This window comes from Candidatus Hydrogenedentota bacterium (genome assembly GCA_012730045.1).
Classification (GTDB): Bacteria; Hydrogenedentota; Hydrogenedentia; order Hydrogenedentales; family CAITNO01; genus JAAYBR01.
This window is the reverse complement of record JAAYBR010000044.1, coordinates 13,684-39,029: the sequence shown is the minus strand read 5'-3', so window position 1 is coordinate 39,029 and position 25,346 is coordinate 13,684. Positions and strand designations below refer to the sequence as shown.

The 25,346-nt window shown below is 68.6% G+C and carries 22 protein-coding genes and 1 pseudogene; 3 read left to right on the top strand and 20 right to left on the bottom strand.

Annotation, left to right across the window (positions count from 1 at the left end; translation table 11 throughout):
• Window positions 1–20 precede the first annotated feature (20 nt).
• From GXY15_04540 to GXY15_04505, 8 genes are all read right to left on the bottom strand, one after another.
• Window positions 21–200, bottom strand: a complete 180-nt coding sequence (locus GXY15_04540) for a hypothetical protein (GenBank protein ID NLV40481.1) — start codon at window positions 198–200, stop codon at window positions 21–23.
• 15 nt (window positions 201–215) lie between these two features.
• On the bottom strand, window positions 216–1,364 hold the full coding sequence (gene bshA, locus GXY15_04535; protein NLV40480.1) for an N-acetyl-alpha-D-glucosaminyl L-malate synthase BshA: 1,149 nt from the start codon (window positions 1,362–1,364) through the stop codon (window positions 216–218).
• Entirely contained in the window at window positions 1,361–2,095 is a 735-nt protein-coding gene (gene bshB1, locus GXY15_04530) for a bacillithiol biosynthesis deacetylase BshB1 (GenBank protein NLV40479.1), read from the bottom strand. The genes bshA and bshB1 overlap by 4 nt, the downstream gene beginning before the upstream one ends.
• The gene (gene bshC, locus GXY15_04525) at window positions 2,092–3,645 is read right to left on the bottom strand and encodes a bacillithiol biosynthesis cysteine-adding enzyme BshC (protein NLV40478.1); all 1,554 of its coding nucleotides are present in this window, start codon (window positions 3,643–3,645) and stop codon (window positions 2,092–2,094) included. Before bshC ends, bshB1 begins: the two co-directional genes overlap by 4 nt.
• A gap of 1 nt (window position 3,646) precedes the next feature.
• Complete coding sequence (locus tag GXY15_04520) at window positions 3,647–4,408, bottom strand: methyltransferase domain-containing protein (GenBank protein ID NLV40477.1); 762 nt, start codon at window positions 4,406–4,408, stop codon at window positions 3,647–3,649.
• Between the two features lie 116 nt (window positions 4,409–4,524).
• A complete protein-coding gene (locus GXY15_04515) occupies window positions 4,525–7,197 on the bottom strand; it encodes a DEAD/DEAH box helicase family protein (protein NLV40476.1) in 2,673 nt (890 codons plus the stop codon).
• Complete coding sequence (locus tag GXY15_04510; protein ID NLV40475.1) at window positions 7,194–8,987, bottom strand: site-specific DNA-methyltransferase; 1,794 nt, start codon at window positions 8,985–8,987, stop codon at window positions 7,194–7,196. The genes GXY15_04515 and GXY15_04510 overlap by 4 nt, the downstream gene beginning before the upstream one ends.
• Window positions 8,988–9,405: 418 nt before the next feature.
• Window positions 9,406–12,228 carry a DEAD/DEAH box helicase gene (locus tag GXY15_04505; protein ID NLV40474.1) on the bottom strand — a complete coding sequence of 941 codons (2,823 nt, stop codon included), beginning with the start codon at window positions 12,226–12,228 and terminating at the stop codon, window positions 9,406–9,408.
• 297 nt (window positions 12,229–12,525) lie between these two features.
• Between GXY15_04505 and deoC the strand changes: the two genes are divergently transcribed.
• Both deoC and GXY15_04495 read left to right on the top strand, forming a co-directional pair.
• A complete protein-coding gene (gene deoC, locus GXY15_04500) occupies window positions 12,526–13,251 on the top strand; it encodes a deoxyribose-phosphate aldolase (protein ID NLV40473.1) in 726 nt (241 codons plus the stop codon).
• 30 nt (window positions 13,252–13,281) lie between these two features.
• Complete coding sequence (locus GXY15_04495) at window positions 13,282–13,911, top strand: lysoplasmalogenase (GenBank protein ID NLV40472.1); 630 nt, start codon at window positions 13,282–13,284, stop codon at window positions 13,909–13,911.
• A gap of 76 nt (window positions 13,912–13,987) precedes the next feature.
• On the opposite strand, the gene GXY15_04490 is transcribed toward GXY15_04495, so the two are convergent.
• From GXY15_04490 to rpsF, 7 genes and pseudogenes are all read right to left on the bottom strand, one after another.
• Window positions 13,988–14,857, bottom strand: a complete 870-nt coding sequence (locus tag GXY15_04490) for a 4-hydroxy-tetrahydrodipicolinate synthase (GenBank protein NLV40471.1) — start codon at window positions 14,855–14,857, stop codon at window positions 13,988–13,990.
• 81 nt (window positions 14,858–14,938) lie between these two features.
• A complete protein-coding gene (dnaB, locus tag GXY15_04485; protein NLV40470.1) occupies window positions 14,939–16,441 on the bottom strand; it encodes a replicative DNA helicase in 1,503 nt (500 codons plus the stop codon).
• A gap of 14 nt (window positions 16,442–16,455) precedes the next feature.
• Complete coding sequence (locus GXY15_04480; GenBank protein NLV40469.1) at window positions 16,456–16,977, bottom strand: 50S ribosomal protein L9; 522 nt, start codon at window positions 16,975–16,977, stop codon at window positions 16,456–16,458.
• A gap of 63 nt (window positions 16,978–17,040) precedes the next feature.
• A complete protein-coding gene (locus GXY15_04475; protein ID NLV40468.1) occupies window positions 17,041–17,955 on the bottom strand; it encodes a DUF2232 domain-containing protein in 915 nt (304 codons plus the stop codon).
• Window positions 17,956–17,986: 31 nt separating this feature from the next.
• Window positions 17,987–18,411, bottom strand: a pseudogene (locus GXY15_04470) (30S ribosomal protein S18).
• Window positions 18,297–18,722: a single-stranded DNA-binding protein gene (gene ssb / locus GXY15_04465; protein ID NLV40467.1), complete on the bottom strand. Its 426-nt coding sequence runs from the start codon at window positions 18,720–18,722 to the stop codon at window positions 18,297–18,299. The pseudogene GXY15_04470 and the gene ssb overlap by 115 nt, the downstream one beginning before the upstream one ends.
• 48 nt (window positions 18,723–18,770) lie before the next feature.
• Window positions 18,771–19,223, bottom strand: a complete 453-nt coding sequence (gene rpsF / locus GXY15_04460) for a 30S ribosomal protein S6 (GenBank protein NLV40466.1) — start codon at window positions 19,221–19,223, stop codon at window positions 18,771–18,773.
• Window positions 19,224–19,427: 204 nt separating this feature from the next.
• Between rpsF and GXY15_04455 the strand changes: the two genes are divergently transcribed.
• Window positions 19,428–20,969: a hypothetical protein gene (locus GXY15_04455; protein NLV40465.1), complete on the top strand. Its 1,542-nt coding sequence runs from the start codon at window positions 19,428–19,430 to the stop codon at window positions 20,967–20,969.
• A 12-nt stretch (window positions 20,970–20,981) separates the two neighbouring features.
• On the opposite strand, the gene GXY15_04450 is transcribed toward GXY15_04455, so the two are convergent.
• The 5 genes from GXY15_04450 to GXY15_04430 form a co-directional block, all read right to left on the bottom strand.
• Window positions 20,982–21,923 carry an HD domain-containing protein gene (locus tag GXY15_04450; protein ID NLV40464.1) on the bottom strand — a complete coding sequence of 314 codons (942 nt, stop codon included), beginning with the start codon at window positions 21,921–21,923 and terminating at the stop codon, window positions 20,982–20,984.
• Between the two features lie 31 nt (window positions 21,924–21,954).
• On the bottom strand, window positions 21,955–22,914 hold the full coding sequence (locus tag GXY15_04445; GenBank protein NLV40463.1) for a carboxypeptidase-like regulatory domain-containing protein: 960 nt from the start codon (window positions 22,912–22,914) through the stop codon (window positions 21,955–21,957).
• Between the two features lies 1 nt (window position 22,915).
• Window positions 22,916–23,686 (bottom strand): sugar phosphate isomerase/epimerase, encoded by a 771-nt coding sequence (locus GXY15_04440; GenBank protein NLV40462.1) that lies wholly within the window; start codon window positions 23,684–23,686, stop codon window positions 22,916–22,918.
• Window positions 23,687–23,813: 127 nt separating this feature from the next.
• Complete coding sequence (gene rplQ / locus GXY15_04435) at window positions 23,814–24,191, bottom strand: 50S ribosomal protein L17 (GenBank protein ID NLV40461.1); 378 nt, start codon at window positions 24,189–24,191, stop codon at window positions 23,814–23,816.
• A 6-nt stretch (window positions 24,192–24,197) separates the two neighbouring features.
• Window positions 24,198–25,265, bottom strand: coding sequence for a DNA-directed RNA polymerase subunit alpha (locus GXY15_04430; protein NLV40460.1), 1,068 nt, complete (start codon window positions 25,263–25,265; stop codon window positions 24,198–24,200).
• Window positions 25,266–25,346 lie beyond the last annotated feature (81 nt).

The following is a 25,346-nucleotide window of genomic DNA, read 5'->3' as shown; positions in this document are numbered from 1 at the left end:
CCGCGGGCGGGGCGCCCCGGTCACTTCTTCGCCGCCTCGGCCAGCCGCGCGTCGAGTTCGGCGCGGGCCTCGGGGGTCAGGCTCTTGAGGTAGCCGCGCCAGCCGGGGCAGAAGCCCGTGTGCCAGCGCCAGATCCGCCCGAGCAGGGAGCGGGGGTTCTTCTCGTAGTGTTTGCGCATGAAGCAGGTTTCGCAGCCCATGACCTCTCTCCTTTCTCAGTGGGGGGCGCCGCCGAGCGCGCGGCGGCGCTCCAGCACCTCCGCGTACAGGGCCTCGTACTGGCCGACGATGCGGTCCACGGGGAACCGCGTCAGGACGCGCTCGCGCGCCCGCGCGCCCAGGGCCGCACGCAGGGCGGGGTCGGACAGGATGGCGACGCCGTGGCGGACCATGGCGTCAATGTCGCCGACCCCGCAAAGGTAGCCGGTGACGCCGTGTTCGACGACCTCGGTGACGCCGCCGCTGGCGGTGGCAAGGACGGGCACGCCGCAGGCCATGGCCTCGAGCGGGACGAGGCCGAAGCTCTCGTGCTCGCTGGGCTGGAACACGAGGTCGGCGGCGGGCAGCAGGTCCTCGATGTTCTCCACGTTGCCCAGGCTGGTGATCTTGTCGAGGACGCCGAGCTGCTTGGCCACGCCGACGGCGCTGAGGCGCTCGGGGCCGTCGCCCACGAGGAGCAGCCGCGCGTCCACCTCCTCCAGCATGCGGGCAAAGGCGCGCACCACGTCGGTGACACGCTTCACGGGGCGGAAGTTGGAGACGTGCATGACGATGCGCTCGCCGGGGGCGGCGAGCCGGTCGCGGTTCACGGCGGGCTTCGGTTTGAACCGTTCGGGGTCCGTGAAGTTGTGGATGGTGCGCACGGGAACGGTCAGGGCGAACTCGCGCTCCGTCTCGCGGCTGAGCCAGTCGGACACGGCGGTGACGACGCAGCTGTTCTCCATGGCGAAGCGCGTGGCGCGGTAGAACGACGGGTGCCCGCCGACGAGGGTGATGTCGGTGCCGTGGACCGTGGTGACGAGGCAGAATCGCCGCTCGGGCGGCAGCATGTCGCGCGCGAAGAGCGCCGCCGCCGCGTTGGGGATGGCGTAGTGGGCATGCCAGATTTCGATCCCGTGCTCCTCGGCCACCTCGCTGATCTTGGACGCCAGCGACAGGGTGTACGGCGGCACGCGGAACACGGGGTAGGTCACGTCCTCGACGTAGTGGGTGTACACGTTCTCGCGGAAGCCGGCGAGGCGGAAGGGCTGCTCGAGGGTGACGAAGTGGACCTCGTGTCCCCGCGCGGCGAGGGCGAGGCCCAGTTCGGTGGCGAGGATGCCGCTGCCGCCGGTGCCGGCCTGGCAGGTGATGCCGAGTTTCATGGGGCGGTTCCTTTCAGCCCGGGGAGGGTGTCCAACAGCAGGGGCCCCTCGCAGAAGAAGGGCTCGGCGTACCGCACGCCCATGCGCCCGCCCCAGTAGCGGGCGCGGACGGTGATGCCCTCCCAGAATTCGGGCGACGAGATGTAGGTCTGCTCGCCGGGATGGTCGGGGTTGTGGAACTGGGATTTGTGCTCCGCCAGGGCGGCGAGCTTGGTGTCGAAGGTGTCGGTCACGTCCACGAGGAAGTCCGGCGTGCCGGTGAAGTCGGTGTAGGGGTGGAAGTAATAAAGCACCGGGGTGCGGTGGGCGGGCTGGCCCGTCTCGATGCGGGCGAGTCCCGCCAGGAAGTTCGCCTCGCGCACGAGGACATGCGCCGCCGAGTGGTCCGGGTGCCGGTCGCGGTCCATGAGCGTCACCAGCACCTTCGGCCGGAACCGCCGCACGATCTGGATCACCGCGCGCTGCTGCTCCGGCGTGTTGGCCACGCCGCCGTCGGGCAGGCCGGCGCACACGCGCGCGCGGACCCCCAGCACGCGTGCGGCGTTCGCCGCCTCCACGCGCCGCTCCTCCACGGTGCCGCGGGTGCCCGTCTCCCCCGCCGTAAGGTCGGCCAGGGCGACGCTGTATCCGTCGCGCACGAGCTTCGCCAGCAGCCCGCCGCAGCCGATCTCGACGTCGTCGGGATGCGCGCCGACGGCCAGCACATCCACCGGTGTGGTCTCTCCGCTCATCCGATTTCCATCTCCTGCACGCCGGGCGCGTGCGGGTCCAGCCCGCGCAGCACGGCGTCCGTGAAGCCGAAGCCCTCGGAAAACAGCCACGTGAACGGGGACAGCGCCCGCTCCTGCGGACGCCCCCCGGGCATCGCCACATCGCACAGCCGCCGCGCCCGCGCCGACAGCGCGGCGACCTTTTCGCGGTCTCCGTGCAGCAGCGCGCGCTCGACGCGCCCGAAGCCCTGCCCCACCGCCTCCGCCAGTTTCGCCGCCGCGTCCGCCGCGGGGCCTTCGCCAAGCCGCGCGCGCAGCGCCTCCGCCTCCGCGAGCATCGCGTCGCGTCGCCGCCGCGCCTCCGCCAGCGCCTCCGGCGGCGGCGCGTCCCGCAGCGCCCGGTCCACCACCGCGTCCGCCCCGGTGGCCAGCGCCTCCGCCGGCAGGCCGAATGCGCGCAGGTGCTTGCGCTCCTTCGCGCCGAGGATCACGGCGCGCGCCCGCGGCCACACCACGGGGAAGGGCGTGTCGAAGTGGTCGAAGACGCCGCCGAGCTGCGCCCAGTATACCGTTTCGCCGGGGCCGCAGACGCAGGCCGCCGCGCCGAAGAGCGCCTGCTGCACCACGGGCCGCAGGACCACGTTCGGCGAGAAGCGCCCCGGTTCCGCCTCCAGCAGGTCCAGCAGCGCCGCCGGTTCGTAGTCCCCGCCGGGGGCGTCGGGCAGCACAAAGCGGCCGTCCTGCCAGTGGACGCGCAGCCGCCGCCCGCCGGACAGCAGGAAGAAGTTGCACGCCGTCTCCGGACGCCGCACCCCCGCCGCATACCCCAGGCGCTCCAGCGCCGACGCCGCCCCGTTCACGAGGCGCGTGGACACGAGGGGGGTCTCGATCTCGCGCCGGATCACGCCGCGCACCGCCGCCCGCGCGGCGGGCCAGTGGGGCGCGAAATGGACCAGCGGCGTGCCGCCGAACAGGCGGGCCATTATGCGCTGGAACCAATCCGCCAGCGAGTCCGACGCCGACGCCGTGTCATGCAGGAAGGCCGCCACCTCCGGCGTCAGCTCGGACCCCGCGCAGCGGGCCGCCGCCTCGTCAATGAGCGCGTGCAGCGCCTCGGTTGCGGGCACGGCGAACAGGGGCCGGTCGGACGGCGGGTCCTCCGCGGGCAGGGACAGGGAAAACGGCGCGCGGCGCGCGTCGAGAAAGTGCGCCGTGCGCACCTCGTCGAAATCGTGGTCCTCGGAGGCGGTCCAGAACACGGGCGCGCAGGGCGCGCCGGTGGTGGCCGCCAGCTCCCGCGCCAGCAACACCGTCGTCGCCGCCTTGTACACCGTGTACATCGGCCCCGCGAAGAGGCCGGGCTGCTGGCCCGTGACGAGGAGGCGCGCGCCTGCGGGAATCCGCGCGGCCGTGCCCAGCCGCGCCTGGTGTTCGTTGATCTCGGAAACAACCTCCGGCGGCGGCGCGGGCACGGGGCCGGGCGCGGTGAACAGCCGCCCGTGCGGCCCGCCAAGGAGCGCGCAGGCCGCTGGGTCGCCGGACGCATAGGCTGCCGCAAAATCCGCCGTCATGTCACCCGCCCTTTCTGCACACGAAAATCAGCCGGGGCGCGTCGGGGCCGGGGGAAACGTCCCCGTAGTCGCCAAACACCCGCTCGACCGCCAGCCCCGCGCCGGACAGCACGGCCCCCAGCGTCTCCAGCGTGTACAGCCGCACCGACTCCGGAAAGCGCCCGAGGCACGCGCCGTCCCGCCAGACCGTGGTCACCTTGTTCACCCGCGCGGGCGGTTCGCCGCCGTCCAGCCAGCGCTCCTCCACGATGCGGAGGCCGTCCTGCTCGCGCTCCGAACGCGGCACCAGCCGCGCCGCCGCCCACGCCGCGCCGATATGGTCCAGAAACAGCCGCCCGCCGGGCCGCAGCACCCGCGCCATCTCCCCCGCCGCCCGCGCATTCTCCGCGTCGTCCGCGAAATAGCCAAAGCTCGTGAAAAAATTGAACACCCCGTCAAAGACCCCGCCGAAAGGCAGGGCCCGCATGTCCCCCCGCACCAGCGCCGCCGCGCCCCCCAGCCCCGCCCGCGCCGCCGCCAGCAGCTCCGGCGACCAGTCCAGCCCCGTGACCCGGCGGGTCCGCCCCAGCAGATGCGCCGCATGCCGCCCCGCGCCGCAGCACAGGTCCAGCACACGGTCCCCCGCGCCCAACCCGACGGCCTCCGCGGCAAAACGCGCCTCCCCCGCCGCCGCCTCCGGGCTCCGGTGGGCGTAGACCAGCGGGTACAGCGCGCCGAAGCTCCGCTGATACCACTTGGGGGATATGTCCCGGCTGTCCGTCATCGCACCCTCTCGGCCGCCCCAATGCGTCCCACAGAGTAACATCGCACACCCCCCGGACATGCCGCAACCCCGGGAAAGGCACCGACGGCGCCACCGACAGACAGCGGGAAGAGGAATCAGCCGGGCAGCCGGAACGTGTGGGCGGCGGCCAGGCCCTGCAGGGTCATGTTTTCCTGGATGACGGAGTCGGGGATGAGCAGGTAGGCCCACGGTTTGCCGCCGCAGGTCTCGGCGTGTTTGGTGGCGTGCTGGCACCAGACGGCGGCGGCTCTGGCCTTGGCGAGCACCGTCTCGTCGGCCATCTCATTGGCGGCCTTGGGCTCGCAGATGAACTTGGCCGTTTGGGTCTCCACCACAAAGTCGGGGTTGTACGCCGCGTCGTCGTGGCCGTAGTGGATCTCAAAAGCGCCCCGGGACGGTTTGAACCATTTGAGCACATCGGGGTCCGTTTCCAGGATCACGGCAAACCGCCGCTCGGAGTCGGCGTCGAACTTCTGAACGGAGTACAGGCAGCGCTGGAAGCCGCCGAAAAGCATGCGCCGGATGTTCTGCCTGTCGGCCACAGGCGCGCGCACATTGCGCACCTCCTCGTCGGCGGCCGCGTTGAACGCGGTCTCCCGGATGGTCGTGAACCCCTTGCTGACCTTTGCCTCGTACTCCGCCGCCGTCTCCTCGTAGTGGTTCTGCATCTGCGCGTGGATGAGGTTGACCAGTGTCTGTTGGTGGTGCTGGAGCACGTTCAGCACCTCGTCGTCGTCCTTCAGGTACGAGTGCAGGTGGCGCACCATCTGCCCGGCCAGCTTGTAGAGCAGCTCGGCGTTTTCATCGTAGTTCACGTCGTCGAAGTCTATGAGGCCGCGCACGAGGTAGTCCTCCAGGCGGTCCTCCGGCGCAATGCCGTCGCCGCCGGTCAGGCGATACCGGGCTCCGTCGTGCAGCCCCTGGGAGATCAGGCCGGTGGCCACCGGCAGCAGGCGCACGTTGGAGGTGTCCAGGTCAAAGTCGCGGAACCCGCCGGTCACCGCGCCCCTCGGCACCACCACGATGCGGGGGATGTCTATGGACAAGGCGACATACCGCGCCGCCGTCTCGCGCACCACCCGCTCCAGGTCCACCCGCTCCGACGTGCCCGCGATCTCGTACTGGGCCGGCGTCATCACCTCCCGCGCCCGCGCCACCAGCTCCAGCTGGACCTCCGGAAGCTGCAGGTCCGCCGAACGGGGCAGGCGCTCGTAGTCCCGGATGATGTTGAGCACCGTGCGGATGGCCTGGCGCTCTTCGGGCCGCGCGAACAGGAGGGTCCCCTGCACCGGTGCCCCCGGTTCCCCGCCCAGGAGCTGCGTCTCCAGGGTCGGCTGCGCCACCACCACCCGCGTCTTCCCGTCCGGCACGTCGCGGCCGATGACGATGCCCGTCCGGATCACGGAGTGGGGGTCGTTGGCGTGGTCAATGATCTCCTGGAACCGGTCGTGGGACACGATGGTCAGGCGGTCCACGGCGGGGTTGCCCGTCCGCTTCCCATAGGGCAGGCGCAGGCCGCGCCCGATGGACTGCTCCACCAGCGTCCGGGCGTTGGCCGCCCGCAGCGGCACGATGGTGTACAGGTTCGTGACGTCCCACCCCTCCTTGAGCATGTTGACGTGGACCACGATCTCGACCGGGTTCTCCCGGTCCTCCACCGAGAGCAGCTGCTGGACCGTTTCGTCCCGCTCCTCGCCGCGCAGGTTGGAGTGGACCGTGATGACCCGGCCCCGGTACCGGCCCTCGAAGAACCCGTCGTCCTCGATGACCCGCACCAGCGCGTCAGCGTGCCCCGTGTCCTGCGCCACCACCAGCATGAACGGCTTCACGATGGGCCGGCTGTTCTCGCGCGCGTACACCTCCAGCTCCACCTTGGTGTTCTCGTGGAAGCGGATGCCGTCCTCCAGTTTCAGCCGTTCCAGGCCGTCGCCGTCGTAGTTGTCCGCCTGGAAATTCTCGCGCGTCGCCACCGCGGGCTCCTTGACGAACCCGTCGCTCAGCGCGCAGGACAGCGGGTAGCTATAGATCGTGTTTTGGAACGGGTGCACCTGCTGCCCGGCCTGGATGAAGGGCGTCGCCGTCAGCTCCAGCCCCAGGACGGGGTTCAGGTCGTTGATGGCCTGCATGCCCGCCGCCGCCCGGTACCGGTGCGACTCGTCCATGATCAGCACCAGGTCGTCCAGCTTGGACAGGTACTCGAAGTAGCTCTCGCCGATGTACTCGCTCAGGCGCTTGATGCGCGGCGCGCTGCCCCCCCGCATTTCGCCGGTGATCTTCGAGATGTTGAAGATGTTGACGTGCACCTCGCCCGCCTCGAACAGGTAGCCGTCACGGACGCCGATGCCCTGCTCATAGGTGTCGCCCGTGATGATCACCGGCGGCGTGGTGGCAAATTCGGAGATGCCCTGGAACACGTATTTCGGCGTGTTCGGCGTGAAGTCCGCGATCAGTTTGCCGTAGATCGTCAGGTTCGGCGCCAGCACGAAGAAGTGCCGGATGCTCTCGACGCGGTGCAGGTAGCTGATGAACGCGCCCATGAGCCGCGTCTTGCCCACGCCCGTCGCCAGCGCGAAGCACAACGACGGGAAGTCGCGCTCGAAATCCGCGACCGACGGGAATAAGGGCCGGATGGCGTCCAGCGCCGCCCCGACATCCCCGCCCTTCTGCAGCGGGATGAAGTCGCACACGCGGTCCAGAATCTCCAGCGCCTCGCGCTGCGGCGCGCGCAGGCTCAGCCGGTTGCTGATGGTGTTCACCTGCGGGTTCATCGCTCGCCCCCCTCTTCAAACAGGTCCGTCTGGCCCGATGCCGTTTCCTGCTGTCTCCTTGCGCTGCCGCGCGCCACGGGCGGGGCCGCTTCGGGGGGCGGGGCGGGGGCGGGCGGCGGCAGCTCGCTCACTTCCAGGCTGTAGTCGTCGCGGCCCCACTCGCACCGTCTCAGCACCGCCTTGGGGATTTTCTTCACCGTCAGGTTGGCAAAGGCGTCCGCCCGGCCCCTGAACGCGCCGCAGTACACCAGCAGCGAGCGGGTGGCGCCCACCTCGTCGCTCAGTTGCTGCATCATGTCCCGCGTCAGGGTCTGCGTCGTCACATAAAGGAAATCCGTCTCCGTCGAGTGACCGTGCTGCCAGTACACGGCGTCGCTCGGCGCATACACGAACCCCTCCAGCTTGCACACCGCCTCCGCCAGCATGGCCGCGTTGAACTCCCGGCTGATGACCCAGTTGCCAAACCGGTCCCGCTCCAGCAGCGACGGCGCCAGCCGGTAGTACCGGAACCCGCCCCCGCCCTGCCAGCCTGCGGCCTCCGTGATCCCCCCCGGATCCTCGCCGTCAATTACCTTCTGCAGCCGGGGAATGATATGTGTGTGGCAGTGCTCGCCCAACTCCACCATGATCCACCGCCGCCCCATCTTGTGCGCCACCGCACCCGTTGTCCCGGAACCCGCGAAGGAGTCGAGAACAATGTCTCCGGGCTCAGTGGACAGCTCAATACAGCGATGAACCAGCTTCTCCGGTTTCTTACCATTCTTAAACTCGACTCCGCCCTCCCCGGCTATTCCGTTCCAAGAAATATCTGTCCAGAGATTTGTTAGCGGCTTGGCTGGAACCTTAGATCCATCGATCACTTTGGTTTTTGATGAGTAGAAATACATCTGTCTTCCATTGAGAATATAAATATCCTCGTGCCCCTCACGCGGGTGAAAGAACACTCTGTCATGATTCGCCGCTGACTCATCTCGCATTTTAACTATCGAACGACCTGCAGCATTGCTAATCGCTGTCAATTGAAACACAGCATGCGCATTCTCTAGCGCGTATTGAGCCACAACAGCATAAAAGGTCATTCGACCCATGAATTTCTGCGCCTCACGAGTGCTGTCGTGCCCAAGCTGCTTTGAAACAATCTCATTGATGTTCCCAAAGCGCCAGTTGGTGTACGGTTCCTTAGGGTTTAATATCACTCGGTTGTATCCGGTGTCGTAAGATGACTCGACATACCGCTGGTCATACTTGTACCGCGCACGGTCTTTTGCATAAAAAAGCACATATTCTGTTTGGGAATAAGGGGACGGGTTGACCGTTTTGTGTCCAGATGGATCCGAAGTCTTTACGACAAACATATTCAAGAACTGAGGCCGTCCAAATACCTCATCGCAGAGCACTTTGGCGTATGCCATTTCCTTGTCGTCAAGGTGAAGCAACAACACGCCTTCAGGAAGCAAGAGGCGCCTCAGAATCTCCAATCGGTGTTGCATGAGTTGGAGCCAAGTGGAGTGTTCTAGGCCATCGTCATAGTGTTCGAACGCAGAACCTGTGTTGAACGGCGGATCGATGTAGATACACTTGATCTTGCCGGTGAACTCCTGTTCCAGTGCCTTGAGCGCCAGGAGGTTGTCGCCGAAGATCAGCCGGTTGTCGAAGAGATCGTTCTCGGAGACCCGGCTTGCGGCATGGTACGACCTCTCCGGGTCCTCCAGGAGGATGCGCGGCTCCAGGCGGGGCCGGTTTTCCTTTCCGATCCAGGTGAGTTCGAGTTTTTGTCTTGTGTTCGCCATGCTTTCCCGCTCCACCCGGGGCCTTCCCCGGGGTTTCGGCCTTCTGTGTTCCTCCGCCATGAGCCCATTGCGCCCTTTGCGAGCCCTTTTGCGCCGTGAGCCCTATGAGCCCTTTGTGAGCCCTTTCCGTGAAAGGACGTAGTGCGTTCCCTTTCCCGTTGTTCCGACCCGGGCGAGAACGCCCCTGCCCGCGAGCGCATCCAGACACCGGGTCTGCACGGCTACGTATTCCTGCGCGTGGGCGACTTCCGGCTTGCGGGGGCCGCCGTTCCGGGCGATGAGATAGCAGGCAAAGCGGGAGAGGTGGGAATCAGGGACTTCGCGTTCCCCCCCCTTTCCGAGTTCGATCATTTTGCCGGCGCCGGCAAAATGACGGGCCGGACCCGTGATCCTGCTGTCGTCCATGTGCGCGTCTCCCTCAGTGCAGGCGCCACCGGAGTGTGAACACCGGTTGACAGGTCTGCCGCTGTTTCATCTGTCTTTCGATCCGTTCTATCAGCCCGTCGCGCTGTTCGTCAATCCTGTCCTGGGCGTCGAAGAGTTCGCGGCGCATGCGTCCGCGCTCCGCCTCGAGGGCTTTGATCCGCTTCTGGGCCTCCAGCTTGTCGGCAAGGGCGGCGGCGAGGGCGGCGGCCCTGCGGGCCTCGCGGATGGCCTTGTCGAGTTCCTTGATTTCCCGCTCCATGCCCTGCTTGAGGTCGTCGGACCAGCGGTCGAGCTTGACGACCTCCTCGTCGAAGAGGCGGGCGTTGCGCTCCTCGACCATCCGCAGGCGGGCGCCCACCTCCGCCGCGCGGAGCTCCTCCAGTCCGGGCGGGGGGGGGCAGGCGGGGTCTGCGGCGGCGGGGAGGGAGAGCAGCCTGCGGCAGGTCTCGTCGTCCAGGGGGTCGCCGTCCTCGGTGCGGGCGGCGAAGACGAGGAACTCCTCGGTGTCGAAGGACTCGACGGTGAGCTTGGAGAGTTCGAGCCATCCGGCGCGGCCCACGAGGGGCTTGAGGATGCTGATGACGGCGCCGGACCCGGAATAGTCGAAGGCGAGGGCGGCGGGCGGCAGGGCTCTCTCCAGGGCGCGGTCAATGATGCGGGCGGCGAGCGGGTGGCCCTGGCGGTAGAAGATTTCGCCGCCCTGTTCGGCGCGCTTCCAGTCGAGGTCGTACCAGCCGTGCGGGGCGTCGGGGCCGAAATAGCGGAACCGGGGGCGCTCCGGGTCGAACTCCGTCTGCCCTTTGAGCTCCGCGCGGGTGAGGTTCATGAGCCAGCGCTCGCGCTCGGAGAGGCTTTCGAGGGTCCTGTCGCGGTGGATGCGCAGGCGCTCGCCGACCTCCTCGTCGAAGTTTTCCAGGAGGGTGCGGCGTGTTTCCGCCATGCGGGACTGGATTTCGGTGTCGAGTTCGGCCTGGAGGGCGTCGAAGGCGGCGGCGATCTCGTCGGGGGTGCGGCAGCTCTGGTAGACCTGGGCGATGCGGCGCTCGATGTCCACGCCGGACTCCAGGGCGCCGAGGACCTCGTCGCTGGCCCCGAAGACGCCGTCAAACAGGCGGAACTTCTCGCTGAGGAGCTGGTAGACCCGCTGGTCGGCCTGGTTGCGCCGGTTGAGGAAGTTGAGCACGACCACGTCATGCTTCTGACCGTAACGGTGGCAGCGGCCGATGCGCTGCTCGATCCGCTGGGGGTTCCACGGGAGGTCGTAGTTGACGACGAGGGAGCAGAACTGGAGGTTGACGCCCTCGGCGGCGGCCTCGGTGGCGATCATGATGGAGGCGGTGTCGCGGAAGTGCTCGACGATGGCGGCCTTGACGTCCACGGCGCGCGAGCCCGTGACGGTGTCCCGGTCCCTTTGGCGCTCAAGCCACCGGCCGTAGATTTCGCGGGAGACGGGGTCGTTGTTGGCCCCGTTCATCATGACCAGCCGCCCGGCGTAGCCCTTTTCCGAGAGCAGGTCGAAGAGGTACTGCTGGGTCCGCCGGGATTCGGTGAAAATGATGGCCTTGCGCTGCGCGCCGATGGATTCCGCCTTGGAAAAGGCCATGGCCAGCGCGGGCACAAGGGCCTCACCCTTGGCGTTGACCCGGATGGCGTCCGCAAGGGCGGCAAAGCGGCGCAGCTCCCCAAGCTCCTCCTTCAGGAGCCGGGGGTCTATCTCGAACCCGCTGTCGGGGGGCTCCTCGTCGTCGGACGCCCACTCCTCCTCGAGTTCCCCGATTTCCTCCAGGTCCTCCTCGGTGAAGCCGACGGACGCGGAAATGCCCTCCAGCCGGGCGATCAGGCTGCGCAGGGTGCCCGCGATGGCGAAGGTGGACGACGCCAGCAGCTTGCGCAGCACAAGAGTGATGAGCATGCGCTGGCTGGCGGGAAGGGCGATGAGCGTCTCGCGCTGCAAATAGGATGAAATGGCGTCGTAGAGGGCCTGCTCCTCATCGCCGGGGCAGAAGTCCTGCGCGATGGGGATGCGCCGGGTGAACGGGATGTACTCGACCACCTGCTTGCGCAGGGTGCGCATGCACACGGAGCGGAGCCGCTCGCGGAGGCCGTAGTTGCGGGTCTGCTCGTCGGGCGTGCGGAGAAACTGCTCGCGGAAGGACGCCGCGTCGCCGAAGACATGCTCGTCAATGATGCTGACCAGGCCGTACAGCTCCATGAGGGTGTTCTGCAAAGGGGTGGCCGTCAGGAGCAGCTTGGGCGACTGGCCCACGGCGAAGGCGACGGTGCGCGCCATGCGGCTGGAGGGCTTGAACGCGTTGCGGAGCCGGTGGGCCTCGTCCATGACCACCAGGTCCCACGGGGTCCCGGCGACATCCTGCGCGCGGGCGGCGGCGAACTGGTAGGAGCAGATGACGATGCGGTCGTGCTGCTGGAAGGGGTTGGCGGCGCCCTCCCGCTCCATCAGCGCGCAGGCCCGGGCGTCGAGCACCACGGTGGGCACGTAGAACTTTTCCTCAAGCTCCTGCTGCCATTGCTTGCGCAGGGTGGCGGGCACAATCAGCAGGATGCTGCGGCGGCGCTCCGCCCAGCGCTGGGCGATCACAATACCCGCCTCAATGGTCTTGCCCAAGCCGACCTCGTCGGCCAGAATGACCCCCTTGGACAGGGGCGAACGCAGGGCGAAGAGGGCGGCGTCCACCTGGTGGGGATTGAGGTCAACGCGGGCGTTGGAGAGGGAGCGGGACAGGGTCTCTATGCTCCCCGCCGCGCTTCGGAGCGTCAGGGCGTGCGCCCAGTATTGGCTGTGGTACGGAGTCATCCCCGTCTTGTCCCCCGTCGAAGGGTGCTGTCCTACTTGTTCGCCATCCTACAACCGCGGGGCAGTCGCGCGCAACCGCCGCTCTCCAAACGAATCCGCGTACCGGGGGCTTTCCGACAAGAGGTCGCCGCGTCGGCCGCTGCGCGGCCTCCTCCGCGATGACTGCGGGGGGGGCCGAAAACGTGGACGCGGCATCCTGCCGCGTTCTTCGGGTCTACGGCACGCCCCAAGAACGCGGCAGGATGCCGCGTCTACGCTGCGGGCGCCGTTCCCGGCGCGGCGGCGGTTCGTGGTATCATGGCCCGCGGGGACCGGGGTCGGGATGAACCGCATTTATTGGGAGTTTTTGCCTTGATATCGCGCGCCGACATGGCCCGGAGGATTGACCACACGCTGCTGCGCGCCCACGCGACGGAGGCGGAGGTGCGGCAGCTGTGCGTGGAGGCGGCGGAGCACGGGTTCCGCGCGGTGTCGGTGAACCCGGCGTGGGTCACGTTCTGCGCAAAGCTGCTGCGGGAGACGCAGGTGGTGGTGGACGCGTGCGTGGCGTTTCCGCTGGGGGCGGCGACGGCGCGGATGAAGGTGGAGGAGGCGAAGGAGGCGGTGCAGAACGGCGCGCGGGAGCTGGACATGGTGATCAACCTCGGCGCGCTGAAGTCGGGGTATCCGGACTTTGTGGAGCGGGAGATCGCGGCGGTGGCGGCGGCGGTGAAGGAGGTTCCGCTGAAGGTGATCCTGGAGACGGGCTGCCTGAACCGGGACGAGAAGATCATGGTCTGCGAGATGGCGGTGCGGGCGGGGGCGGCGTTTGTGAAGACGGCGACGGGCTTCGGCCCGGGCGGCGCAACGGTGGAGGATGTGGCGCTGATGCGGGAGACGGTGGGCAACCGGCTGGGGGTGAAGGCCGCCGGGGGCGTCCGCACCTGGGGCGGCGCGGTGGCGATGCTGCAGGCGGGGGCCAGCGTGGTCGGCACGAGCGCGGGCGTGGCGATCCTTTCGGAGGGGCCGGAGAGCCCGGCCTGACGCGAAGGACGCCGGCAAGGAGGGAACACCATGACATTCTGCATCCTGCTGATGACCGTGGGGCTGACGCTGATGCTGGCGGCGGAGCCGCTCGGGAACCACGCCTCGGGGCTGTTCAAGATTGTCGCGTCCACGGGGTTCATCGCCCTGGGCGTGGCCGCCGGGGGCTTCCACAGCGCCTACGGCCTGGCGGTGCTCGCCGCGCTGGGGTTCTCGTGGTGGGGGGACTTCTTCCTCATCTCGCGGAACCGCCACATTTTCCTGATGGGGATGGCGGCGTTCTTCCTGGCGCATCTGGCGTACTGCGCGGCGTTCCTGGTGCAGGGGGCGGCGCCCGCGGGCGTCATCATCGGCGGGGTCCTCGTGCTGCCCGTGTCGCTGGGGGTCGCCCGCTACCTGAAGCCGCACCTGGGGGACATGCGCGCCCCCGTGCTGGCGTACATGGGGGTCATCACGCTGATGGTCACCCTGGCTGCGGGCACGGTGGCCGACCTGCGCAGCGGGGAGCTGCTGGCGGCGGCGGTGCTCTTCTACGCGTCGGACTTTTTCGTGGCGCGGGACCGCTTTGTGCGGCCGGGCTTCGTGAACCGGCTCATCGGCCTGCCGCTGTACTACGCCGCCCAGGCGTGGTTCGCCTGGACCATCGCCTCGACCCAGTGAACACGGAAGGGGCGCGCCCGAAGGCGCGCCCCGTGGGTTGGCGTTTCACGCCGCCCCGCGCGGGGGCGGGTTCCTGTCAGAGGATGGCCAGGTCCTTCAGGATGCCGTCCAGCTCACCCTGCTTGCTCTCGGTCAGGGGGACCAGCGGCAGGCGCAGGACGTTCTCGATGAGGCCCATGCGGGCGAGGGCGGCCTTGACCGGCATGGGGTTGGTCTCGACGAAGAGCCCCTTGAAGAGGGCGGCCAGCTTGTAGTGCGTCTCCCGCGCCGCGGCGAAGTCGCCGGCGGCGGCCTGTCGGCAGAGCGCGGCGACCTCGGCGGGGGCCACGTTGGCCGCGACGGACACGACGCCCGTCGCGCCGACGGCCATCATCGGCAGGGTGAGGCTGTCGTCGCCGGAAAGCACGGTGATGCCGCACAGGCTGATGATCTGCGTGACCTGGTCCACGCTGCCGCAGGCCTCCTTGATGCTCGTGATGTTTGGCGTGCGGCTGAGTTCGGCGACGGTGGCGGGCTCCATCTTCACGCCCGTGCGTCCGGGCACGTTGTAGAGCATGATCGGAATGTCCACGGCGGCGGCGACGGCCCGGTAGTGGGCGATCTGCCCGGCGGCCGTGGGCTTGTTGTAGTAGGGCGTGATGAGGAGCGCGCCGTCGGCGCCCGCCTCGGCGGCGTATTTCGTGAGGCCGACGGCCTCGGCGGTGTTGTTGGAGCCGGTGCCGGCGACGACGGGCACGCGCCCGGCCACGCGCTCGACGGTGAAGCGGATGCAGCGCTTCTGCTCGTCGTGGGAGAGCGTGGCGGCCTCGCCGGTGCAGCCGCACGGGACGATGCCGTCGGTGCCCTTCTCCAGGTGGAAGTCAATGAGGCGGCCGTAGGCCTCGAAGTCCACCTCCATGTTCTGCTTGAACGGCGTCACCAGCGCCACATAAGAGCCCTTGAACATCCTCTTCTTTCCTTTCATTGTGTCGGTATTGCTGTTGCGCCCCGGCGGGCGGGGCGGTTGTCTGCGGGGCCCCGGCGGGGCCTAGAACGGCACCTCGTCCTCCCCGTAGGCCGCCGCCGACTCCATGTCAAAGGCGTCGGGCACCTGCGAGGGCGCGGTGTGCGCCGCCGCGTGCCCGTCCGGGCCGGAGGCGAGGGACACGAAGCGCTGGAGATTGCGCTGGAACAGCAGCTCGATCCGGCCGGTGGGGCCGTTGCGCTGCTTGGCGATGTTGACCCACATGACGTTTTCGCGGTCCGCCGTGCGCTCCTTGAGCGGCGGGCGCGAGAGGATCATCACCACGTCGGCGTCCTGCTCGATGGCGCCCGACTCGCGCAGGTGCGAGAGCTTGGGCGTGCCGTTGTCGTCCTTCTCCGCCTCGCGGCTGAGCTGCGACAGCGCGAGGACGGGCGCGTGGAGTTCGCGCGCCAGCCCCTTGATGGCCCGGCTGATCTCCGAAATCTCCGTCTGCCGGCTTTCCGACTGGCGCCCGGCGATGTGCATGAGCTGGAGGTAGTCTATGATGACCAGGTCGAGTCCCGCCGGCCTGTCCTCCGTGGCCTTCAGGCCCAGGGCCGTCTTGCGCGCCTTCGAGCGCAGCTCGAGCGGCGTGAGGCCGGCGGACTCGTCAATGAATATCTGCGCCGACATGAGGTCCTGGCAGGCGGCCTGCACCTTCGGGAACTCCCGGTCGGCCAGGAACCCGTCGCGCAGGTTCTGCGAGTTGATGCCGCCGACCATGCAGAGCAGGCGCTGCACGAGCTGCTCCTTGGCCATTTCCAGGCTGAAGATGAGCACCCGCTTTCCCTGCTGCATGGCCGCGTTCGCCGCGATGTTCAGCGCGAGGGCCGTCTTGCCCAGCGAGGGGCGGGCGGCGAGCACGACCATGTCGGAGGGCTGGAGCCCGGAAAGGAGCTTGTCGAGGTCCGGGTAGCCCGTGGGCACGCCCGTGATGCTCGTCTTGTTCTTGATCTTCTCCTCAAGCTGCCTGACGCCCTCGTTCAGCAGGGCGTTCAGCGGGTGCACCTGGCTGGTCTGGCGCCGCTGGCTGAGCTCGAAGACGTCCTTCTCGGCCTGCCCGAGCACAACGTCGGCGGACTCCTCGTGGCTGTAGGCCTGGGCGCTGACGTTGCCGCAGACGGTGATCAGGCTGCGGAGCACCGCCGTGTCCTGCACCATGCGCGCGTAGTATTCCAGGTTCGCCGAGGTGGGGGCGACGCCGGAAAGCTCGGAGAGGTAGGTCGCCCCGCCCACCGCGTCGAGCTGGCCGTTCCGGGCCAGCTCGTCCGTGAGGGTGACGAGATCCACGGGGTAGTTTCGTTTGTGCAGGGCGACGCAGGCGTTGTAGATGAACTGGTGCGCGGGGACGTAGAAGGCGGCCTCGCCCGACTCGCCGAGGATCTCGACGGCCTGGCCGACGGCCTGGGGGCTGATGACGATGGACCCCAGCACAGACCGCTCCGCCTCTATACTGCTGGGCGGGGTCCGGTCAAAGGTGACGCCGCCGGCGCCGGCCGGCGTCTTTTTCCTCGGAGTCGTGCTCACGGTACGCCCCCGGCTTAGAAGTCGTCGTCGTCCTCGTCGTCGTCGTCGTCGTCCTCTTCCTCAACCTCGGCCTCGGAAGTGGTGACCTCGTTCTCCAGGCCCGTGACCCACACCTTGACCTCGGTCTCGACGCCCGGGAAAAGCTTCACCGACACATTGAAGATGCCGAGCGACTTGATGGGCTCTTCGAGGAGGACGGACTTCTTGCTGACCGCGTGGCCGGCCTCCGTCAGCTTCTCGGCGATCATCTGGGGGGTGACGGAGCCGAAGATGCGGTCCTCCTCCCCGGCCCGCATCTGAAACTCGAGGGTCAGGCCGCGCATCTGGTCGGCGACGGCCGTCATCTCGGTGCGGCGCTTGTCCTCGCGCCGCTTGATGATGCCCAGCTCGTGCTGAATCTGCTTGGCGGACGCGGTGTCCACGGGCACGGCGAGCTTCCGGGGAATCAGGAAATTCCGCGCATACCCGTCCGCCACGCTCACCCGGTCGCCCATCACGCCAAGGCTCTCAATGTTCTCGCACAGGATGACGTTCATGGTCACCACTCCCTTTGTGTTCTTTCGCGCCGCGCCCCCGAAGGGCCGCCGGCGCGCTGTTCGTTACTCGTCGTTGTCGTCGTTGTCGTCGTCTCGTCTGTCACGCCGCGTCCGCCACGCCTCGGCAAGCCGCGCCGCCGCCAGCCGCTGGTCGAACCAGATGTCCACCAGCCCCACCAGCGCAAGCAGCTGCTGCTGGGTCAGCAGAAACACCAGGGACACGGTCAGCACCACCAGTCCGGGCCGGAACCTGAACGCCTCGGTGGCGCACAGCAGGATGCCGAGCCCGTTCAGCCAGTACACCGCGCCCAGGGCCACCGCGCCGTTCCAGGCGCAGGCGCGCAGGGCGTCGTTGGGCCAGCGGTTGTCCACCAGCCACGTCACCAGCACCAGGATCACCGCCCACACCAGCCATTCCGGGGGGCGCATGGTCCGGAAGCGCCCCTCCGGGAGGGGCGCCGCGCCCTCCCCGGCGGTCGCGCGGAGCCAGCCGAAAAACAGCGCGGCCTGGACCGCCGCCGCGAAAAGCGCCCCCTGGAACAGCAGGCCGTAGCCCACAAAGACCAGGTGCTCGTCCAGCCATTTCAGCCAGCCTGCAAACGCGGCGTTTCCAGCGCCGTCAGGCGATTCAAATTCCGCGGCACGCGCCGCAAAAAACACCGTCCAGTCCTGCCGGGCCGTCGCCGAGGCGCCGCCCGCGGCCAGAAAAAAGAGCAGCAGGGCCAGCGCCGCCACGCAGCGGCCGTAGGACCAGCCCCGCCCCGCCAGACGCGCCAGCAGCGTGCCCGCGGCGGCCACCACCGCCGCCGCCGCCAGGGTGACGGGGGCGCCCCCCGCCGCGAAGAGCGGGAGGCCCGCCACCAGGGCCAGCAGCAGGGCGGACGCCCGGCGGCCGCGGATCCAGAGCACCGCCACGGGAAAGGGCAGTGCAACGACCGCGGCCACCAGAAGGAACCCCGCGAAAGCCGAAGCGTTCATGGGCGCGCCGTCCCGGCGTCAGCCGCGCTCCTCAATCGGCGCAGAACGGCAGCAGGGCCACTTCCCGCGCCAGTTTGATGGCGCGCGTGAGCATCCGCTGATGTTTCGCGCTGGCACCCGTGATCCGGCGGGGGATGATTTTCCCGCGCTCGGTCACGTAGTGCTTGAGGAGGTTCGTGTCCTTGTAGTCAATAAACACCACCCGATCGGCCGTGAGCCGGCAGATCTTGGCGCGCGAAGATTTCTTCTTCTTCTTGCGCTTGAGCTTCTTGTCGCGAATTTTGGCCTTCGCCTTGGCCGATATTTTTGCCATATTCCGGTTGTCCTGTCGGTTTCTTGGGTCAGAACGGGATGTCGTCCTCGGCTATGGGCTCTTCCATGGGCTCGGCCGGCTCGGGCGGGCGCGCCTCCTGGGCGGGCCGGGGCGCCGGACCGCCGGAGCGGTTCTCGTCCCATTCCAGCGGCGAGACGCGCGTGGCGTTCACCTCGAGACGGGAGCGTTTCTGGCCGGTGTTCCGGTCCTCCCACTCGCTGAAACTCAGCCTGCCCTCGATGAGGATCGCCCGGCCCTTGTGCAGGCGCTGCCCCACAAACTCGGCCATCGGCCCCCAGGCGACCGCGTCCACGAAGGTCGTCGCCTCCTGGCGGTTTCCGGCCTTGTCCTTGAAATACCGGCTGTTGGCCATGCCGAACTTGCAGTAGGCCTGGCCCGACGCTGTGTACTTCAGCTCAGGGTCGCGCGTCAGGCGCCCCGCCAGAATCACCATGTTAAGATCCGGTAAGCGGAGGTCTCCCATTGTCCCGGTTCCTTTCGGTTAATCGTCGTCGTCTGAACGGCCCCGACGCCGCCCGCGCCCCGCGCCGGCATAGTCGAAATCGTCGTCTTCATCGTCGTCCCCGCCCGCTTCGCGGGACCGGGACGCCGCCGCCTCGGCCTCCTGCTCGCGCTGGTGCTGCTGCTGGATTTCCAGCTTGAGCGTGCGCGCGTCAAGGCAGAGGATCAGGAACCGAATCACCGACTCGGACAACTTGAACATAGTGTCAAGTTTTTTCACCACTCCGGGTTCGGCGTCAAAACGCAGCAGGACGTAGTAGCCCTCGCCGTGTTTCTTCACCTCGTAGGCCAGCTTCCGCCGGCCCCAGTGCTCGGAGCGCGCGATGGTTCCGCCGTTCGACGTGATGAGGTCCTCGACCCCCTGGGCCACCGCCTGGATGGCATCGTCGTCCATGTCAGGGGCGACGATGTACAGCGCTTCGTATGTTCTCATGTTTCTTTTCACCTCCTTTGCGGAAATTCAAGCCCCGGCGGGAGCCGGGGCGAGTAGCTTGCAATCATAGCATATTTCGGGCCCCGGCTCAACTTGTTTCGCGGCGCGCGGCGCGCCTTCGCCCGGCCCGCGCCCGCACTTTCTGCTATACTTTGAATGCGGGGACGCCGTGCGCGGCCCCGGCTGGAGGACTCGCACGCGATCATGACCCGCTGTCTCCGAAACGCCGCAGCCCCGGCGCTGGCCGCCGCCTTGACGCTGTGCGCCGCCGTCTTCGCGGACGGGGGCGCCTTTCCCCGCGGCGAGGTCGCCGAGGTCACCGCCGCGTCCCCGGAGGAAATGGCCCGCCTCGCCGCGTCCGGCCTGGTGGTGGACAACGTTGCCGGCCTCACCGCGCGCGTCTATCTGCTCGGGAACGACCGCGCCGCGCTGGACGCGCTGGGCTGCGCCTACCGCATCCTGCCGCCGGACGCGCCGGACGACAAGGCGGTGCTCAACTATCGCGCCAACCCCGAGATTGAGGCCGCCTTCACCCAGTGGGCGGCGGCGTATCCCGGGCTGTGCGCGACGGGGTCGCTGGGAACCTCCGCGCAGGGGCGGAACCTATGGTATCTCCGGATCACCGCCAACCCGGCCGTGGAGGCGGACAAGCCCGCCGTAAAGCTCCTTTCCACCATCCACGGCAACGAGCCCGTGGGCACGGAACTGCTGCTGGAGCTGGCGGAACTCCTGCTGGAGGGCTACGGGACCGATCCGCGCCTCACGGCGCTGGTGGACGCCACGGACCTCTGGCTGGTGCCGCTCCTGAACCCGGACGGCATGGAGGCGCGCTCGCGCTACAATGCCAACAGCCAGGACCTTAACCGGGTCTTCCCGGTCTACGGCGCGAACTACACCGGCACCTTCTTCGACTCGCCGCTGGGCGACGGGGACCGGCAGCCGGAGGTGGCCGCGGTCATGCGCTGGTCCGCCTCGCGGCCCTTTGTCCTGTCCGCCAATTTCCACGGCGGCGCGCTGGTCGTCAACTACCCCTACGACCACCAGCCGGGCGTGCCCAGCGGGCAGCCGGCCCTTTCGCCGGACGAGGACCTCCTCCGGGTGATTTCCCTGGAGTACTCCTCCCGCAATCCGGACATGTACGCGAGCACGCTCTTCCCCCAGGGGATCACCAACGGCTCCGCCTGGTACGCCGCCACAGGCACCATGCAGGACTGGTCGTACCGGTTCATGGGGTGCCTGGAGGTGACGGTGGAGCTGGGCACGACGAAGTGGCCCAACTACACGCTGCTCCCGTCGTATTGGGAGGCCAACCGCGAGGCCATGCTGGCCTACATCGAGACCGCGCACCTCGGCGTGCGCGGGCTGTGCCTGGACCGCGCCACCGGCGCGCCGGTCCTCGCGCGGGTGGACGTGGCGGGCAACAGCCAGCCGGTCTTCTCCAGCCCCCACGCGGGCAATTACCACCGCCTGCTCCTGCCGGGCACGTACAGCCTCTCCTGGGAGGCGCCGGGCTACATCCCCTACCATGTGGACGGGATCACCGTGGCCGGGGGGCCCGCCACCCGGCGGGATGTGGCCATTTCGGACGGGGACCTCGACGGCGACGGCCTGGTCGGGGCGGCGGACATCCAGCTCGCCGTCAACGCCGTGCTCGGAGACACGGTCGGCGTGGACGCGGACGTGGATGGGCGCGGCCTCTCGGCCACGGACATCCAGGCGGTGATCAACCGGTCACTGGCGCGCTGAAGGCGGACGCCGTCATTTTGCCCAGATCACCCGGTCAATGAGGGGGATGTACTCCGACCATTCCTGGCCCTTGTCGCGCGTCTCGCGGATGATGCGGGAGAAGGCCGTCGCCTGGGCGTCCAGGTTGTCGAGGTGGTGCAGCACCACGGCCTCCAGAGTGCGCGGCGTCACGGGGGAGCCGTTGGCCAGCTCGCCGTGGTGGGAGAGGATGCAGTGCAGGAGCCGCATCCGGAGGGGCTCCGGGAAGTCCGCCACCTCCGCCATCCTCGCCTCGGCCATCCGGCAGCCGATGTGCAGATGGCCCAGCAGCTTGCCGGGGGTCGTGTAGTCCACGAACAGCTCGTGGCTCATCTCGTCGAGCTTGCCGATGTCGTGCAGGAAGATGCCGCAGAGGAGGATGTCCCGGTTCACCTCGGGAAAAAGCTCGCAAAGTGTGACGGCGAGGCGGGCCATCTCATAGCAGTGCCGCGCCAGGCCGCCCGCGTACTCATGGTGCCATTTTTTCGCCGCCGCCGCCGCGGCAAACTGGTCCATCAGGGCCTTGTCCCCGCGGAACGCGGCCAGCAGGCGCGCCAGATGCGGGTCCTCCACCGTGTCCAGCAGGGCCATCAGGCCGTCCAGGCTCTCCTTGGCGTTCTCCGGGGTGTTCACCAGGTCCTCGACGCAATACTCGTCGGAACGCATGGGCAGCACCGCCTCCACCCGGACCTGCAGCCGCCCCTGAAACACGCTGACCAGCCCGCGCACGTTGACCACGTCTCCCGGCTCAAACAGCTTGGCGGTGTCGGTGGCGTTGTTCCACAGGACCCCGCCGATCTCCCCGGTCCTGTCCTTGAAGACCATGCCGAGGAACTTTCCGCCGTCCTGCTTCTGGCGCAGGTCCTTGCGCGACGCCACGAAGTAGTCGTTGACGTGGTCCCCCTCCTGCAGGGCGTTTACATACTGGCGCTTCATCTTTGTCCTCCGGAAACCGGCGGGGCGGGGCTCAGCCCATCCCCTCGTCCGTCTCCTTGTTCATTTCCTTCTGGTTTTCCAGGCGGCGGCGCTCTTTCTCCGCCTCCTCCGCCCCGTCTTTGCCCCCGCCGGCCTCATCCTGGGCCTCCACCCCGCCCAGGGGGTCGAAGACCCGGAACAGAAAAGCGCGCTGCTCGATGCCCGAAAGGCCGTCGAGGACGCCCCAATGCACGGCGTACACGCCCGGCGTCAGCGGCTCGACGGGCTCAATGCGCACCAGCTGGTGCTCTTGCCCGTCCAGCGACTCCATCGTCGCGGGCACCGGCGTGTCGGCCACCCACACCTGCTCCTCCACCTCGCGGAGCACCGGCCCCGAGGTGCCGGGCCGCACACCCTGGGTCTGCTTGGCCGCCACGCGCTGCAGGCGCACCAGGCGGGCGTCGTAGCCGGGAAGCTTGCAGGCCGCCAGCAGGGGGCCCTCCGCGCCGGCTGTGCCGCCGCCGAACGGCGCCACGCCCTCGCCCGCCGGGGTGACGGGGGTGCCGTGGACCACGCCCCGGTCTGCGGTCATGTAGGCCAGGGGGCGCGGGCGCTCCAGCTCGGTGTAGCGGTAGCCCGAGAAAAGGAACACCCCCTCGGACTCCGGAAGCGGCCAAAGGCGCGCCTCGGGGGCGTCCACCCGGCCGCCCGGCGCCTCCACCTCGATCCGCGCCGTCGCGTACCCCGTCTTCATGAAGGTGAGCGCCGCGCGGCCCCGCCCCGCGCGGACGGCGTAGCGCCCCTGCAGGTCGGTGATCAGGTCCGCCTCGGCCCCGTCCACCGCCACCGCCACCCCGGGCAGGGCCTCGCCCGCCACATCGCGCACCGTGCCGCGCACAACCGTCCGCGAACCGCAGCCCGGCAGGCAGGCTGAGGCGGCGAGAACGGCGGCCGCAAAGACCGCGGCCCGCAGGCGGCGCGGGATGGCCCGCCGCGTGGTTTCTTCTTTCATGTCAGCCCGCTTCTTCGTTGTACCGGCGCAGGAAGGCGGCGCTTTCGGCCACCTCGGCCATGGCGTCCCCAAGGGCCGTGTCCTGCTCCACAATGAACCACGCGGCCCCGGCCGCTTCCGCCGCGGGAAGCAGGGTCTCCCAGCACATGGTACCGCGCCCGAGGGGGGTGAAGACAAGGTTTCCGTCCGGTCCGGGCCGGCTGTCCTTCACGTGGACCAGGGGCGCCCTGCCCGCGTAACGGCGCAGCAGCCCGGCGGGATCCGCCCCCCCCGCGGCGGCCCAGCACAGGTCCAGCTCCAGGGTGAGATGGCCGGGGTCGCTGTGCGCCATCAGAAGGTCCAGCGCGCTGCGCCCGTCAAAGACCGCCGGAATCTCGTGGTCGTGGTTGTGGTATCCAAGGGTCACCCCCTCGGCCCGAAGGCACGCCCCCGCCGCGTCCAGCGCGCGGGCCGCGGCCACCCAGTCGGCGGCTGCGGCGCAGGCGGAGGGGTCTATCCAGGGCATGACCACGTGGCCGACGCCGAAGCACCGCGCGGTCTCGGCCGCCGCGGCGGGGTCCGAGGTCAGCTCCGCGTAGGGAAGATGGGCCGACACGGCCCGCAGTCCCGCCCCGGCCAGCAGGGCGGCGAACTCCTCCTGGGGCAGGCCGGCCGTGCCCGCGAGCTCGACGTGGTCGTAGCCGGCCGCCCTGACCCGCGCCAGGGCGCGCCCGGCATCGGCGGCGAGCTCGTCACGGACCGAATAGAGCTGGAGGGCGTGGGGACGGGGCATCCTGGGCTCCTTTCGGGGGCCGGGGAACCCGGCCCGCGGGCGGCGCGCGGCGCCGCAAGAGAAACGGCGGAGCAGCAGGCCGTGTGCCGGCGTGCTGCTCCGTCTGAAAAACTACCCGGACCGGGGGCTACTCCTCCGGCTTGTACTCGCCGATGCCGACCAGCTCGATGCGGGCCACGGGGCTGCCGTCGCCCTTGCGGTTGCCGAGGCGCAGGATGCGCGTGTAGCCGCCGGGGCGCTCGGAGAAGGACGGGCCGATCTCGTTGAACAGCTTGCGGACGACGTCGTCGTCGCGCAGGGCGGCGAAGGCGCGGCGGCGGTTGGCCACGGAGTCCGTCTTCGCCAGGGTGACCAGGGGCTCGGCGAATATGCGGAGCTCCTTGGCCTTGAAGACGCCGGTGGTGATGGCGCCGTGCCGGAACAGGGCCACGGCAAGGTGCTTCATGGTCGCTTTTCTGTGGGACGTGTCGCGGCCGAGCCGGCGGCCGGATTTCATGTGTCGCATTTCTGGTTATTCCTCTTCGTCTTCGTCTTCGTCATCATCGTCGGCGGATTTCCGACGGCGGGGTTTCGGTTCGTCCTCCTCGTCGGCCGGGTCGTCGGCGGGGATGTCGCCCAGCGCGCCCACGGCCATGCCGAGGCTCAGGCCCAGCTCCGCAAGCTTGTCCTCAATCTCCTTGAGCGACTGCTTGCCGAAATTGTGGAAGGCGAGAAGCTCGGGCTCCGTCCGGGCCACAAGCTGGCCCAGCGTGCGGACGCGCTCCGCCTTGAGGCAGTTCGCCGCGCGCACGCTCAGCTCGACCTCGGCGATCGGCCGGGTGAGAAGCTGCACCAGCTCGCTGTCCTCCGGTATCCCGCCGCCGCCGGCGCCGCCCTCCTCGTCCTCCTTCGGGATGAAGATGGTGAAGTGGCGGATCAGCAGGTCGGCGGCCTCGGTCAGCGCGTCCGACGGCGAGATGGACCCGTCCGTCGTGATGTCGAGGATGAGGCGGTCGTAGTCCGTGCGGTGGCCGACGCGCGCGTCCTCCACCTGGAAGTTCACCTTGACCACGGGGGAGAAGCCCGCGTCGAGATAGATGGTGCCGAGGGGGGCGTGCTCCAGCTCGAACTGGTCGGCCGTGACGTAGCCCCGGCCCCGGGCGACCTTGATCTCCATGCTGATCTTCGTCCCCGCCTTGACGCAGGTGAACACAACGTGGTCGGGGTTGAAAACGTCTATGTCCTGCCCGGCGAACAGGTCGGCGGCCGTGACCGGCCCCTCCCGGCCCGTCCACGTGAACGTGAAGATGACGGATTCCTTGTCGTTCAGGCGGATCCGGCAGCGTTTCAGGTTGAGGACGACGTCTGTGACGTCCTCCAGCACCCCGGGAACCGCCGAGAACTCGTGGTGGATGTCCTCAAAGCGGATCGCCGTGACCGCCGACCCCTCCAGGGAGGCCAGCAGCACGCGCCGGAGCGCATTGCCCGCAGTGGTGCCGTAGCCGCGCTCAAAAGGCTCCACGACGATGCGGGCGCTGTGCCCGTCCGCCCCGGAATCGGCCTTCACGGTCTTGGGGATGGTGAATTCTTTGCTTATCATCAGTTCACGCCTTTCAACACTTGAGCCCTGGCAGACGCACGCCCCTCTTGGAAGCCACGTGTGCGAAAAGCCGCCACGGCG